The sequence below is a fragment of the Arthrobacter sp. ASL1 genome (genome assembly GCF_056680475.1).
The window spans coordinates 2,917,436-2,931,397 of the sequence record NZ_CM155284.1 but is presented as its reverse complement, the minus strand read 5'-3'; the positions used below and the strand labels follow the sequence as shown (position 1 = coordinate 2,931,397).

General features: G+C 70.5%; 11 protein-coding genes. 8 read left to right on the top strand and 3 right to left on the bottom strand.

Translation table 11 applies throughout. The features are described from left to right. Positions 1 to 11: 11 nt before the first annotated feature. Together AC1MEQ_RS13850 and AC1MEQ_RS13845 are read right to left on the bottom strand one after the other, a co-directional pair. Complete coding sequence (locus AC1MEQ_RS13850; protein ID WP_479791552.1) at positions 12 to 1,694, bottom strand: DEAD/DEAH box helicase; 1,683 nt, start codon at positions 1,692 to 1,694, stop codon at positions 12 to 14. A gap of 294 nt (positions 1,695 to 1,988) precedes the next feature. After that, positions 1,989 to 4,184, bottom strand: a complete 2,196-nt coding sequence (locus AC1MEQ_RS13845; protein ID WP_479791551.1) for an MMPL family transporter — start codon at positions 4,182 to 4,184, stop codon at positions 1,989 to 1,991. Positions 4,185 to 4,217: 33 nt separating this feature from the next. Here AC1MEQ_RS13845 and AC1MEQ_RS13840 point away from each other — a divergent pair, with 33 nt between their 5' ends. The 6 genes from AC1MEQ_RS13840 to AC1MEQ_RS13815 are packed head-to-tail and all read left to right on the top strand — an operon-like array spanning position 4,218 to position 10,105. Further along, the gene (locus tag AC1MEQ_RS13840) at positions 4,218 to 4,679 is read left to right on the top strand and encodes a MarR family winged helix-turn-helix transcriptional regulator (RefSeq protein WP_479791550.1); all 462 of its coding nucleotides are present in this window, start codon (positions 4,218 to 4,220) and stop codon (positions 4,677 to 4,679) included. 36 nt (positions 4,680 to 4,715) lie between these two features. Next, entirely contained in the window at positions 4,716 to 5,546 is an 831-nt protein-coding gene (locus AC1MEQ_RS13835; protein ID WP_479791549.1) for a methyltransferase domain-containing protein, read from the top strand. 21 nt (positions 5,547 to 5,567) lie between these two features. Then, positions 5,568 to 6,194, top strand: coding sequence for a LysE family transporter (locus AC1MEQ_RS13830; protein WP_479791548.1), 627 nt, complete (start codon positions 5,568 to 5,570; stop codon positions 6,192 to 6,194). A 53-nt stretch (positions 6,195 to 6,247) separates the two neighbouring features. After that, positions 6,248 to 6,751, top strand: a complete 504-nt coding sequence (locus AC1MEQ_RS13825; RefSeq protein WP_479791547.1) for a low molecular weight protein-tyrosine-phosphatase — start codon at positions 6,248 to 6,250, stop codon at positions 6,749 to 6,751. Continuing rightward, the gene (locus tag AC1MEQ_RS13820) at positions 6,741 to 8,870 is read left to right on the top strand and encodes a chorismate-binding protein (RefSeq protein ID WP_479791546.1); all 2,130 of its coding nucleotides are present in this window, start codon (positions 6,741 to 6,743) and stop codon (positions 8,868 to 8,870) included. Before AC1MEQ_RS13825 ends, AC1MEQ_RS13820 begins: the two co-directional genes overlap by 11 nt. Continuing rightward, on the top strand, positions 8,867 to 10,105 hold the full coding sequence (locus tag AC1MEQ_RS13815; protein WP_479791545.1) for an FAD-dependent monooxygenase: 1,239 nt from the start codon (positions 8,867 to 8,869) through the stop codon (positions 10,103 to 10,105). Before AC1MEQ_RS13820 ends, AC1MEQ_RS13815 begins: the two co-directional genes overlap by 4 nt. 49 nt (positions 10,106 to 10,154) lie before the next feature. On the opposite strand, the gene cls is transcribed toward AC1MEQ_RS13815, so the two are convergent. Next, on the bottom strand, positions 10,155 to 11,642 hold the full coding sequence (gene cls / locus AC1MEQ_RS13810; protein ID WP_479791544.1) for a cardiolipin synthase: 1,488 nt from the start codon (positions 11,640 to 11,642) through the stop codon (positions 10,155 to 10,157). Between the two features lie 76 nt (positions 11,643 to 11,718). Between cls and AC1MEQ_RS13805 the strand changes: the two genes are divergently transcribed. After that, complete coding sequence (locus AC1MEQ_RS13805) at positions 11,719 to 12,666, top strand: aminodeoxychorismate lyase (protein WP_479791543.1); 948 nt, start codon at positions 11,719 to 11,721, stop codon at positions 12,664 to 12,666. A gap of 25 nt (positions 12,667 to 12,691) precedes the next feature. After that, the gene (locus AC1MEQ_RS13800; RefSeq protein WP_479791542.1) at positions 12,692 to 13,951 is read left to right on the top strand and encodes an SH3 domain-containing protein; all 1,260 of its coding nucleotides are present in this window, start codon (positions 12,692 to 12,694) and stop codon (positions 13,949 to 13,951) included. Positions 13,952 to 13,962: the final 11 nt, after the last annotated feature.

The following is a 13,962-nucleotide window of genomic DNA, read 5'->3' as shown; positions in this document are numbered from 1 at the left end:
CGGTTTGCGGCCTACTTGTGGTTGGACTGCGGGGCGCCGGCCCGGCGGCTGCCCCGGCCGCGGCCGGGACGACCCGCGCCGAGCGCCTCCTGGGTCTTCGACCCGATGGCGTCTCCGATGGTGTTGCCACCACGGTTGCCCGACGAGGCGGGCCGTGCCGACGAGAACGACCGGCTGGAGTCGCCGCCGCGCCCGTCGGTGCGCGGGGCGCCCTGGCGCTGACCGGCGCGGCTACGGCCGCCGGCACGCTGGCTGCCGCCTGCGCGGCCGCCCGCGCCCTCGCTGCGCTGGCCACCGTTGCGTCCACCGCGCTCGGTGCGTTCGCTGCGCTCGCCGGTGGCGGGTCGTCCGGCGTTCTCGCCGCGGTTGCGGCCATCACGTTGACGGTCCGCGCCATCACGTGCCGGACGTCGGTCTCCGGAAGGAGCCTCCGTCCGGCCCGGACGCGAGTTGCCGCGGCCACCGCGGCGACGGCCGCGGCCACCCGCTGCATCGGAGTCGGCCAGGGTCTTGGCCCGCGGGGCGGAATGCGGCTGCGGCGCCACGTAGGTGACGGACTCGGCCTTGTCCCCGCGTACGGCGGCGACGGCCGCGGCCTGCGGGGTGACCCGCTCGAGCGGGACCTTGATCCCTGCGGCACGCATCAGCGACTTCACATCACCCTGCTGGTCGGGGGTGGCGATGGTGACCACGGTTCCGGAGGAGCCAGCGCGTGCCGTGCGCCCGGAGCGGTGCAGGTAGGCCTTGTGCTCGGCGGGCGGGTCGATGTGCACGACCAGCTCGACGCCGTCGACGTGCACGCCACGGGCGGCGACGTCGGTGGCCACGAGGACCCTCGCGTCCCCGCCGGAGAAGGCGGCGAGGTTGCGGTCACGGGCGTTCTGGCTGAGGTTGCCATGCAGGTCCACGGCGGGCACGCCGGACTTGGAGAGCCAGACGGCCATCTTCTTGGCGTGGTGCTTGGTGCGCATGAACATCATGCGGCGCCCGGTGCCCGATGCCAGTTCGAGCACCAGCTCCTTCTTGGAGTCGGCGTCGACCATGAAGACGTGGTGGTCCATGGTGTCCACCGCGGCCTGCGAGGAGTCCACCGAGTGGACGACCGGGTTGCTCAAGTAGCGCTGGACGATCTTGTCCACACCGTTGTCCAGGGTGGCGGAGAAGAGCATGTGCTGGATACCCCGCGGGGTCTGGTCCAGGATGCGCTTGACCACCGGCAGGAAACCGAGGTCCGCCATGTGGTCGGCCTCGTCGAGGATGGAGACCTCAACGCGGGACAGGTCGGCGACGCGTTGCTTGAGCAGGTCCTCCAGACGTCCGGGGCAGGCGATGAGGATGTCGACGCCGGCGTTGAGGTCCTTTTCCTGGCGGACCTGCGAGACGCCACCGAAGACGACTGCGGTGCGCAGGTCGGCACCTTCGGCCAGCGGGATGACGACCTTGCTGATCTGGGTGGCCAGTTCACGGGTCGGCGCCATGATCAGGGCACGCGGGAAGCGGGCCTTGCGGGGCTTGGGATCGGCGGCCAGGCGGGCCACCAGCGGCAGGGAGAAGGCCAGGGTCTTGCCGGAGCCGGTCTGGCCGCGGCCGAGCACGTCCTTGCCGGCCAAGGTGGAGGGAAGGGTGGCTTCCTGGATCGGGAAGGCGGTATCGATTCCCTGGGCGGACAGGATGTCGGCCAGGCGTGCGGGCACGCCAAGGGAAGTAAAGGAAACGCTCACGGGCTGCTTTCGGTCGTTGCTATGCGCAACCGGGTTCGGCGCGCAGGTCGCCGAAGAAGAGGATGGCCTGGGCCCCCGGGATGGGGTGCTCCGCCGATCGCCCGGAGGCGACGGGCCTTCCGCCGCTGCTGCCGGCGCATCATGTTTCGATGCCCGGGCGGCGGGAAAAGGTTCAAATCTGTCGACGCAGGGCCCGCGTGCACCCGACCGGAGCCGGGAAGCGTGGAGCCACTGCCACCAAGTCTAGCAGTGGCTCCGCCCCCTCCCCTATTGTGTGCCGGATCTCACGGGCCGGGTGGCCGGGCGCCCGGTGTCGGCGTCGACGCCGGCATGGGACTTGAGTTTCCAGGGCCACCAGATCCGCTCGCCGAGGTCGTAGGCCAGCGCGGGGACCAGCAGCGACCTGACGACCAGGGTGTCGAGCAGGACACCGAAGGAGACAATGAAGGCCAGCTGGACCAGGAACATGATCGGGATGACGCCCAGGGCCGCGAACGTCGCCGCCAGCACGATGCCGGCGGAACTGATGACTCCCCCGGTGACGGCCAACCCCCGCAGCACCCCGTCCCGGGTGCCGTGCCTGCGCGATTCCTCGCGTACCCGGGTCATGAGGAAGATGTTGTAGTCCACCCCCAGGGCCACGAGGAAGACGAATCCGAACAGCGGAACCGACGGGTCGGCCCCGGGGAAGTCGAAGACCCCGTTGAAGACCAGGGCCGAGACGCCCATGGCGGTCCCGTAGGAGAGCACCGTCGTGAGCACCAGCAGCACCGGGGCCACGATCGAGCGCAACAGCAGGACCAGGATGACCAGGATCGCCCCCAGGACCAGCGGGATGATCTTGACCAGGTCCGCCTCGGCCGTGAGGTTGGTGTCCAGCGACACGGCACTCGGACCGCCGACCAGCGCCTCGGGATCCACCGAGTGGGTCGCCGTGCGCAGCGCGGTGACCGTCTCCTGGGCGGCCGCCGAGTCGGCGGCATCGGACAGCGTCACGGAGAGCAGGACGTGCCCATCCACGACCTGGGGCCGTGCTGGCGCGCCCGGTTCCCCGACGCCGGCGGGCGCTCCGCCGGGGGCCTGCAGGTAGGCGCTGGCGACCCCGTCGACTTCTTTGACCCGTTCGAGCATGGCCTCACCGCGGTCAGCGTCCACGATGACCGTGGCCGGGCTGCCGGCACCGGCGTCGAAGTGCCGGGCGAGCGCGTCCTGCCCGTCCGCGGACTCGGTCTGCCCGAGGACCAGTTCGCTTTGCGGGACGCCGGTGGCCTGCAGCTGGGTGACCCCGGCGCATCCAGCCAGCAGGACCACGGCCGTGGCGATCCAGATGCGGCGGGGGTGGCGGCGCACCAGCCGGGCCGTCCGCGCCCAGATGCCGGCACCCTCCACGGGGGACGCCGGGACGTGGTCGTGGTGGCGCGGGATGAGCGGCCAGTACGCGCCGCGCCCCAGCAGGCCCAACAGTGCGGGCAGCAAGGTGAGCGTGGCCAGGACGGAGAACACGATCCCCGAGGCGCCGATCGGACCCAGCGCCTTGTTGGAATTCAGGTCGGAGAAGACCAGGCACAACAGGCCGACGGTCACGGTTCCGGCCGAGGCCACGATCGGCGCCGCCGCCCCCCGCAGGGCCGCCCTGACCGCCTGCAGCCGTCCCGCGCCATCGGCGACGGCCTCCTTGTGCCGGGCGACGAGCAACAGCGAATAGTCGGTCGCGGCGCCGATGACCAGGATGGACAGGATTCCCTGGCTTTGGCCGTCGAGCACGATCCATCCGGTCTTGGCCATCCAGAACACCGCAAGGATCGCCGCGCAGAGCGCCGACACCGAGGTGAACAGGACCGCCAACGGCAGCAACAGCGATCGGTAGACCAGCAGGAGAATGACCAGCACGGCACCGAGGGCGGCCAGCAGCAGGATCCCGTCGATCCCGGCGAACGCACCAATCAGGTCCGCGGTCAGGCCGGCGGGGCCGGCGACATACGCGGTGACCCCCGGCGGGAGGTCCGCCCCCAGCAGGTGGCGCAGGGCCTCGACGGCCTGGTCCGTGTCCACCGAACCCTCGAGCGGGACGATCATTTCGGCCGCGAGGCCGTCCTCGGACGGGAACGGCCCCGCCACGTCGCCCGAGACGGCGTCCAGGCCGCCAACATCGGCGGCCAGGGCCTTCAGGTCCACGCCGGCCAGGGCCGCTGGATCAGTTGCCTCGAGCACGACGACGGCGGGGATGGCGCCGCTGCCGTCGAACCGCTGCTGCCATTCCAGGGCACGCGTGGCCTCCGCGGAGGCGGGAAGGAAGCTCGACTGGTCGTTGCTCTGGACCTGGTCCAGCTTGCCGAATGTCGGTCCGCCGATGCCAGCGATGCCCAACCAGGCCAGCACCAGCACGGCGCAGACCAACAGGCGCGCACGACGGTGCGGCGGTTCGGCCTTCAAAGTACTTCCATCCTGAAATAGTTTCACCATGGAATCATAACTGATCGGCGCTAGACTTCGACAGTGGACAACGGAGCGAACTTCCAGCTGGTCCGGCTCCTGCAGGAATTCACCCAGGCGTCGGACCGCTTCGTGGACACCACCAGCGGCGACAACTCCATGCACCGCAGCGACCTGAACGCCCTCTCCGTGATCATGCGCCACGAACAGGCCGGACGGCCACCCACGGCGTCGATGCTCGGCCGCGAACTGCACCTGAGCCCGCCGGCGACCTCGGCGCTCATCAACCGGCTGGAACGCAGCGGCCACGTGGTCCGCCGCCGTTCCGAGGACGACCGCCGCGTGGTGCGGATCGCCGTCACGGACCACGCCGTGGCCGAGGGCCGGCGCATGTTCGCCCCGCTGGCCCGCGCCCTGGGCGCTGCCATCGGCTCCTACACCGACGCCGACATCGCCCTCATCTCCCGCTTCATGGCCGACGCGTCGCGCGCGGTGGACGACGCGACGAAAAAACTCGACATGTAGCTGCCGGTCACTGCCCCGCACGCCTAGGCTCGGGGAATGGACAACGAGGTTTACTCACACGGCCACCACGAGAGCGTCGTCCGCGCCCATGCGGTACGCACCGCCGCCGACTCCGCCCCGCACCTGCTGCCGCATCTGGCCCCCGGCCTGCGCCTGCTCGATGTGGGTTGCGGTCCGGGATCCATCACCCTGGACCTCGCCAGCCACATCGCCTCCCCCGACGGCGCCGGGCAAGCCGTCGGGATCGACCGCTCCGAGGACGTGTTGGCCACCGCCCGCGACCGCGCCGCCGCGGAGGGGGTCGACAACGCCACCTTCGAGACGGGCAACATCTACGACCTGCAGTACGACGACGGCGCCTTCGACATCGTGCATGCCCACCAGGTCCTGCACCACCTCGCGGATCCGGTGGCCGCGGTGCGCGAACTGCGCCGAGTGGCCGCCCCCGGTGGGCTGGTCTCATTGCGCGAGGCAGACTACGCGGCCATGTCCTGGTTCCCCGAGGCGCCGGCCCTTACCCGGTGGCGGGAGGTCTACGACGCCATATCCCGTTCCAACGGCGCCGAACCCAATGCCGGGCGCCGCCTGCTGTCCTGGGCCAGTGACGCCGGATTCGACGCGGCCGAGCTGGACATCTCCGCGTCGACCTGGATCCATGGCACCACCGAACGCCGCAACGAATTCGGCCTCGGCTGGGCCGAACGCTCCCTGCACTCCAGCTACGCCGAACAGGCGCTCGAACGTGGCATCGCCGACCAGACCGCCCTCGAGGGGATCGCCGCCGGCTGGCGTGCCTGGGCCGCGGACACCACGGCCGTGTTCATCATGCCCAGCGTCGAGCTCATCGCCCGCATCGGCCAGGACTGAGGAACCCCGTAGGATCCTCGGGTGACCTTTTCGCTCTGGCTCTCGCTGTTGGGTGCCTGCCTCCTCATCAGCTTCACGCCCGGCGCCGGGGCCATCAACACCATGAACAACGCCCTGAACTCCGGGTTCCGCCGCTCCTTCTGGGGGATCCTGGGCCAACAGGCGGCTCTGCTGGTGCATGTGCTGGTCGTCGCCGCCGGTGTCGGCGTCCTGGTCGCCAATTCACCGATCGCCTTCGCCGTGGTCCGCTACCTCGGCGCCGCCTACCTCGTCTACCTCGGCATCGGGCTGCTGCGGGCCAAACCCGACGCCGATACCGCCGCACTCGACGTCCGGGCCAACGAACCGGCCACCTCCATGTTCCGGCGGGGCCTGTGGGTGAACCTGCTCAACCCGAAGGCCATCGTCTTCTTCCTGGCCTTCACCCCGCAGTTCATCCGCCCGCAGGAACCGCTGCTGGCCCAGTACCTCGTGCTCATCGGCACCATCGTGGCCGTGGACATCCTGGTCATGTGGTTCTTCTTCGCCGCCACCGCCAAGGGGTTCCGCCGTTTCACGCGCAACGCCCGCGGCCAGCGCATCCTGAACCTGGTGTTCGGCACCTTGTTCATCTTCGTCGCCGCGCTGCTGCTGTTCATGCACCAGTAGCCCCGCCCGCGCGTGCCCTGCCGTCCGGGCCGCCAGGTGCATAGACTGGTTTCATGTACAGGATCATGACAGTCTGCACCGGGAACATCTGCAGGTCGCCGATGGCCGAGTACATGCTCCGCAAGGCAGTGGACGACGCCGGCATCAAGGGTGTCGAGATCGCCTCAGCCGCCACGAGCGACTGGGAGACCGGCAACCCGATCGACCCGCGGGCCGCCGAACAGCTCGCCCAGCACGGCATCGAGAGCTCGCGGCATGTGGCCCGCCAGTTCACTGCCACCGATTTCGGCGAAGCCGACCTGGTCCTGGCACTGGACACCGACCACTTCAACCACCTGCGGCGCCTGGCCGGCAACGAGACCAACCGGTCCAAGATCCGCATGCTGCGCTCCTTCGACCCCGGGTTGTCCCGTGAGGCACCGGCGCGCCAGGGCATCTACGACCCCTGGTACGGCGACGACGCCGACTTCGAGACGACGTCCCAGCTCATCGCCGCAGCGCTGCCGGGCCTGGTGCAGCACATCAAGAACCAGACCGCACACACGCGTGGCGCGTAGATCCCCCGCCATCATCGCGGTCGACGGCCGTTCCGGCGCGGGCAAGAGCACCCTGGCCCTGGAATTGGCCACCGCCCTGCGGGCCCACCGCAGCGTTTCGGTGTTCCACCTCGAGGACGTCTACACCGGCTGGGACGGCCTGGCCGACGGTCGCGGACGCTACGTCGGCCAGGTCCTGGAATCCCTGTATTGGGGCGAGGACGCCCGCTGGACCTCCTGGGACTGGGTCCACGACGCCGACGGCGAGCGCCGCAGCACCGTGGCGGCCGACCTCGTCATCGTCGAGGGGGTGGGTGCGGGGTGCCGCGAGGCACGCCCCTACCTGGACGCCGTCGTCTGGGTCGAGGTCGAGGATGCCGCACGACGGCGGCGGGCCCTGGAGCGCGACGGCGACACCTTCGCCCCGCATTGGGACCGCTGGGCCGCGCAGGAGCGCGTCTGGCTCGACACGGACCCCGTCCCCGAGGCCGCCGATGTCCTGGTGTTCAACCGTGCGGACGGCAGCGCCCCGGCCGACACCCTGCGCGCCCTGGCCCAGCTTCCCGGCCTGCAGGAGACCCTGCGCCCCGAGATCCAGGCCACCGCCGCCCCGACGCTGCTCTCCCGGCGGCTGCCCCTGCCGGGCAAGCCGATCGACGCCGCCGGCGTCTTCGAGAGGCACTTCACGGGCCAGCACGCGGTATTCCTGGACTCCTCGACCGCCCGAACCCCGGGGGCCACCCGCAGCCGCTTCAGCATCCTGGCCGACGACCGCGGCCCGGAGGCCCTGCGGATCGAACACCGTGCCGGGACCACCGAGGTGGCCATCGGCTGTACCCGCACGCGCCTGGCCGGGCATTTCTTCGCCTGGCTTGACCGGAACTGGGGCACCGCACGGCTGGAAGCGCCCGAGGGGTTCGAGTGCGGTTTCGTGCTGGGCTGGCTCGGCTGGCTCGGCTATGAGCTCGGCCGGGAATCCGGCGGCGTCGACAACACCTCGAGCCCGACGCCCGATGCGGCCCTGTTCCACCCGGGACGGGCCGTGGTCCTGGACCACGAGCGGTCCGAAGCCTGGCTCCTGGCCCTGGCCTCCCCGGACGCCGAGGGGTGGCTGGATGCGACGGAGGCCGTCCTGCCCGAAAGTGACCCGGCCGGCCCACTGGCCGTTGCGGGGTCCGGCCCGGCGCCGTGCTTCACGGCCGCCGATTCGCGGACCGGCTACCTGGACAAGATCCGGATTGCCCAGCGCGAGATCGCCGACGGCAACAGTTACGAGATCTGCCTGACCACGACCCTGCACGCGAGCGTCGCTGGCCGGCGCGACGACCGCGACGCCGGCTTCTCACCGTGGGCCGCATACCTGTCGCTGCGCCGCTCCAGCCCGGCACCCTTCGCACACTTCATCCGGTGGGGCCCCATCGCCGTCGCCAGCTCCTCCCCCGAACGCTTTCTCTCGGTCGACGCGACCGGGTTGCTGCGTGCCGAGCCGATCAAGGGCACCCGCCCGCGTGCCGCCGACCCGGTCGAGGATGCCGCACTCGCCGAGGACCTGGCCACGGCGCCGAAGGACCGGGCGGAGAACATCATGATCGTGGACCTGCTGCGCAACGACCTCTCCCGGTTCGCGGACCCGTCGACGCTGCGGGTACCGCGCCTGTGCGCTGTGGAGACCTATGCAACGGTGCACCAGCTGGTCTCGACGGTCGAGGCCCGGCTGCTCCCCGATGCCTCCCGGTCCGAGGCCGTTGCCGCCGCCTTCCCTCCCGGTTCGATGACCGGTGCGCCGAAGATCTCGACCATGGCCATCCTCGACCGGTTGGAGGACGGGCGCCCCCGGGGGGTGTACGCCGGCGCGGCGGGCTATTTCTCCCACACCGGGGCCGCCGACCTGGCGGTGGTCATCCGCACCCTCATCGCCCAACGCGGCCCCGGGCACGACGGCCGGTGGGACCTGGGCCTGGGCCTCGGGGGCGCCATCACCTCCGACTCGGACCCGGCCGGTGAGTGGGACGAGGTCAGGACCAAGTCCCGCGGTGTCCTGCAGGCGGTGGGCACCACTTTCGACGCGCGTGCGGGAGCCGGCAATCCATCGGGCGACCCCTACGCTTCGGGGGCCGGGGGACCTACGCTGGGGGAATGAACGCCGCGCCCGCCCCAGGTCCCGCCGCCCCAGGCCGCCGCGCGGTCATCGTGGGGGCCGGCATCAGCGGGCTGGCCATCGCCGGACAGCTCGCCGCCGACGGCTGGGTGGTCGACGTCCTCGAGCAGGCCCCGGGCCCACGACCGGCCGGGTACATGATCGACTTCTTCGGCCCGGGATTCGAGGCCGCCGACGCCATCGGCCTGTTGGCGGCATTGCGCCGCCGCGGCGTGTTGTACGACTCGCTGCGCTACGTCGACGGGACCGGGCGGACGACGGCGAAACTCACCATGGACGCCTTCCTCCGGGCCGCCGACGGCCGGTTCTTCAGCATCCTGCGCCCCGACATCGAGGACGGCCTGCGCGAATGGCTGCCCGACGCGGTGACGGTGCACCAGTCCGCTCACGTCGTCGCGGTGGAACCGGGATCGACCGGCACCGGCCCCGGGGCTCCCGGCAGGCCGGCCGCCGTCGTCCTGCGGGACGGGGCCCGGTTCGAGGCGGAGCTGGTGGTTGGGGCGGACGGCATCCACTCCACGGTCCGCCGCGAAGTCTTCGCCCGCGGGGAGGACTCGCTGCGGCTGCTCGGCTACCACGTGGCCGGTTTCATCGTGGAGGACCCCCCGTTGGCGCGGGACCTGGGGCCGGTGGTGACCCTGACCGATTCACTGCACCGCCAGGCCGGGCTCTATGCCATGCCCGATGGACGGGTGGCCGTGTTCGCCGTGGAGGCCACGGCCGACCCGGCGGTCCCGCAGGATCCGGCGGCCCACCTGGCCGCCGCCTACACCGGGCTGGGCTGGCGCATCCCGGACGTCATGAGCCGGGCCGGTGGCGAGGTCTACTACGACGTCGTCGCCCAGTCCGAATGCCCGCAGTGGAGCCGCGGCCGGGTCGTCATCACCGGGGATGCGGCCTACGCGGTCTCGTTGCTGGCCGGGCAGGGCGCATCGCTGGCGCTGGCGGGCTCCCGCGTACTGGTGGCGTCACTGCGCGAACACGGGGACGACGTGGCCGCCGGGCTGGCCGCCTACGAGGCCAGCTGGCGGCCGATCACCGCGGAGCAGCAGGCCGCGGGCCGGCGCAACGCCACGTTCTTCATCCCGGCGGGGCGCACCGGGCAGCTCCTGCGCCGCGGCGCCTTCCTGGTCATGGGCCTGCCCGGCGTCGGGGGGCTGGTCGCGCGCCGGATCTTCCGCGCCAGCCTCCCCTCCAAGGGCCATCCGGCCGGCTGATCCCCGGCTGCCCCCCCGGCGGTGCCGCCGGAGATCTTGCAGCGGCCCGCTACTGCAGCGTCGAGGTCAGCCGCGCGACGTTGTCCACGTAGCGTTTCAGCCGCGAGCGGCCCTGCCAGTCCTCCAACGTCAGCAGCGTGGACTTCTCCTTGTACTCGGCCTGGATCCGGTCGATCTCCCGCACGGCCCGCGAGCCGATGAGCATGACGGAGACCTCGAGGTTCAGCGAGAACGAACGCATGTCCATGTTGGAGGAACCGAAGACCGCCACCTCGTCGTCGACCGTGAAGCACTTGGTGTGCAGGACGTAGGGCTCGGCGTAGCGGTAGATCTTCACCCCGGCCCGCAGCAGCTGCAGGTAGTAGGACTGCTGGGCGTGGTGGACCAGCGGCTGGTCGCCGCGTCTGGACACCAGCAATTCCACTTCGACGCCTCGTTGGGCTGCGGTGGTGATGGCGTAGAGCATCGAATCGTCCGGGACGAAGTACGGGCTGGTAATGGTGAGCTTCTCGGTGGCCGAGTACATCAGCGTGTTGAACAGGCGCAGGTTGTTCTCCGCGATGAACCCGGGGCCGCTGGGAACCAGCTGTCCGGTGATGTCGCCACGGGCCGTCGGCACACCGCCCTCATTGACGTGCTCGATCAGGTTCTCGTCGGTCTCCTGCGACCAGTCGGTGGCAAAGACGACGTCGAGGGCGGTCACCAGTGGTCCCTTGACCCGGGCCATCAGGTCGATCCATTCGCGGCCGATCTTGTGCGCCGAGGCCCGCTTGTAGCCGGGTTCGATGAGGTTCTGGCTCCCGCTGTAGGCGACCTCGCCGTCGATCACCAGGATCTTGCGGTGGTTGCGCAGGTCCGGACGCCGCCATTTCCAATGCAACGGGGAGACCGGCAGCATGCGGCGCCACTCCATGCCGCTGGCCTCCAGCCGGCGCAGCAGCTTGAGGTAGCCCTGGGTGCGCATGGTGCCGAGGTGGTCGAAGAGGAACCTGACCTTGACCCCGCGGACGACGGCCTCCTCGAGGGCGCGCAGGAACGGATCGGTCAGTTCGGGGTCGTCCCCCACGATGTAGAACTGGACGTTGACGTATTTCTCCGCGGTGTGGATTGCCTCGGTCATCTGCCGGATCGAATCACGCGCATCGGTGATGAATTCGATCCGGTTGCCCTCCTGGATGGGGAAGGCCCCGAGGTTCCTGTTGAGCAGCGCCGCGGATTGCACCCAGTCCGGGGCATCGAGGTCGTCGTCGTGGAGGTCCAGGTGCTGCGTGGCCTCGAAGACCCGCTCGTTGACGTCGGCTTGCCGGTCGACCCGACGCTGGGAGAGCTTGAAGTTGCCGAAAAGCAGGAACAGGCCCAATCCAACGACGGGCAGGAAGAAGATCGACAGCAACCAGGCCATGGCCGTGGTCGGGCGCCGGTTGCCGGGCACCACACCGAGCATGACCACCCGGATGCCGATGTCGATGGTCCACAGGATCGCCACTAGCCACCCGGGAAGATCGCCCCAGAGAAACAACGACAATGACTCAGTCAACGATGCACCTTCCAGCCTGAACGGTCGGTACCAGCCTAGCTGTCGTGGCCGATGGCCCGAGGGTAATCTGGTGCGCATGACTGTCTTGGTTTTCGTGGACTCCGCCACGCCTGCCGGCCGGGTGGCCGACGCCTCCGTTCCACAACTGCTCGTCACCGACCAGGGGGTCGTCCGCGGGGACGGCATCTTCGAGTCGATGCTCTACACCGGCGGGACCGTGCGGAAGCTCGACGCCCATCTGGCGCGCCTGCGCTCGTCCGCGGCCAGCTGCGAGCTGGCCCTGCCCGACGAGGACGCCTGGCGCCGAGCCATCGCCACCGCGGTCGACCACTACGAGGCGGAACGCCCCGGCACGCACGGCGACGGGCAGGACGGGTGGCATGTATCCTCGCCACTGGCCGAACCGGGGGAACCGGATGGCGCCGACGAGGCCGTCGTGAAACTGGTCGTCACCCGCGGCGCCGAAGGCGGGGCGCATGGCGCCGCCTGGATCACGGTCTCCCCGGCCCCGGAAGCCGGGCGGCGCCAGCGGCAGGAGGGCATCGCCGTCGTCCTGCTGGACCGCGGCTACGATTCCTCGCTCGCGGACCGGGCCCCGTGGCTGCTGATGGGCGCCAAGACCCTGTCCTATGCGGTGAACATGGCCGCGCTGCGCCACGCCCGCTCGCGCGGTGCCGACGACGTCATCTTCACCTCCAGCGACGGGCGCGTCCTGGAGGGCCCGACCTCCACGGTGCTGCTGGCCACCCGGGAGAACGGGGTCAAGCGCCTGGTGACGCCCCGGCTGGAAACCGGCATCCTGCCCGGGACCACCCAGGGCGCGGTCTTCTCCGCGGCCCGGCAGGCCGGTTGGACGCTGGGTTACGGCCCGCTGGAACCCCACCACCTGATGGAGGCCGACGCCGTGTGGCTGGTCTCCAGCATCCGCCTGCTGGCACCGGTGACCTCCATCGACGGCACCGCCATCGGCCGCGACCACGAACTGCACGACGAGCTCTCGGCCATGGTCCGGGACATCCGCTAGGCACCACCAACGGGGAAGGACCCCCATGGAAACCACACCTGCACCCGACCCGGCCGAGACGGCCCTGGACCGCCGCCGGCTCTTCGGCGTCGCCGCGGTGGCCGCCGCCTCGCTCCTGGGCGGGGCCGGAAGGCTGCTGGTCCCGGACACGGCGGCCGCGGCATCGACCCGGATCAGGACGACGGCGAACCTCAACGTCCGCGCCAGCGCCGGCACGGCGGGGCGTCGGCTCGGGACGCTGGCGAAGGGCACCACGGTCACCACGACCGGGCGGGCCTCCAACGGCTGGTACCGGATCAGCTACCGCGGCAGGACCGGGTACATCTCGAACCGGTATGCCAAGGTCGTCGCCGCGACGAAGAAGGCAGCCGCCCCGAAGGTCGCCCCGATCAGGGCCCGGGTCCAGACCCTGGCCGCACTGAACGTCAGGACCTCCGCGTCCTCCGGTGGCAGGCGGCTGGGCACGCTGGCGAAGAACGCCCGGTTCACCGCCACCGGTGTGGCCGCCAACGGCTGGTATCGGCTGAGCTACCGGGGCAAGACCGGATACGTCTCGCACCGGTACCTCAAGCCCGACACCTCGAAGGAACCGGCCTACACCTCCACGCGCAACGGCCTGCCCACCACCGCCAGGTACTATTTCTCGGCCAACGGCTCGGACCTGTCCTACCTCGCCAACGGCGCGGTCATGATCGGTGACCTCCCTGCCGGGACCGTCGCCTGGCGGGACACCCGGATGGAGAAGGCACACGCCACCCCCAGGGGCTGGTATTGCGTGCGCACCGCGGGCGCCACCGGCTGGGTTCGGGCGAGCACGCTGCGGCGCAGCCAGCCGCGGACGGGCAGGTGGTCCCGGCGCACGACGGCGGCACAGATCCGCCGCATGGCCAATGGCCGGCTCGCGTCCTCGAACCTCGTCGCGATCTCCTGGGACCCGGGGCAGAACCTGATCGCGGGGCCGGCACTGGGCGACCTGACCAAAATGAACAAGGCGTTCAGGAAGAAGTTCGGGCGCAACCTCGAGATCGACCTGACCTACCGCACGCGGGGCACCCAGGAATACCTGTACCGCGAGCTGGGCCGGATGATCGCTGCCCAACCGGGCACGTCGAACCACGGGTGGGGCCTGGCGATCGACTTCCCCGAGACGCGCGACTACGGTTTCGGCGGCAAATACCACATCTGGCTCAAGGCCTACTCGAAGAGGTTCGGGTGGGTGCACCACAAGGTGTACGAGCAGGGCTCGCCCTATGCCGAGGCGTGGCATTTCGAGTACATGCGCTGAGTCGGCGCCCC

What these genes read in the sequence shown, in the direction of transcription:
- AC1MEQ_RS13835 (WP_479791549.1), top strand. Translation starts at nt 4,716, where the DNA reads ATGGACAACGAGGTTTACTCACACGGCCACCACGAGAGCGTCGTCCGC.
- AC1MEQ_RS13825 (WP_479791547.1), top strand. Translation starts at nt 6,248, where the DNA reads ATGTACAGGATCATGACAGTCTGCACCGGGAACATCTGCAGGTCGCCG.
- AC1MEQ_RS13805 (WP_479791543.1), top strand. Translation starts at nt 11,719, where the DNA reads ATGACTGTCTTGGTTTTCGTGGACTCCGCCACGCCTGCCGGCCGGGTG.
- AC1MEQ_RS13800 (WP_479791542.1), top strand. Translation starts at nt 12,692, where the DNA reads ATGGAAACCACACCTGCACCCGACCCGGCCGAGACGGCCCTGGACCGC.
- AC1MEQ_RS13815 (WP_479791545.1), top strand. Translation starts at nt 8,867, where the DNA reads ATGAACGCCGCGCCCGCCCCAGGTCCCGCCGCCCCAGGCCGCCGCGCG.
- AC1MEQ_RS13845 (WP_479791551.1), bottom strand. Translation starts at nt 4,184, where the DNA reads ATGGTGAAACTATTTCAGGATGGAAGTACTTTGAAGGCCGAACCGCCG.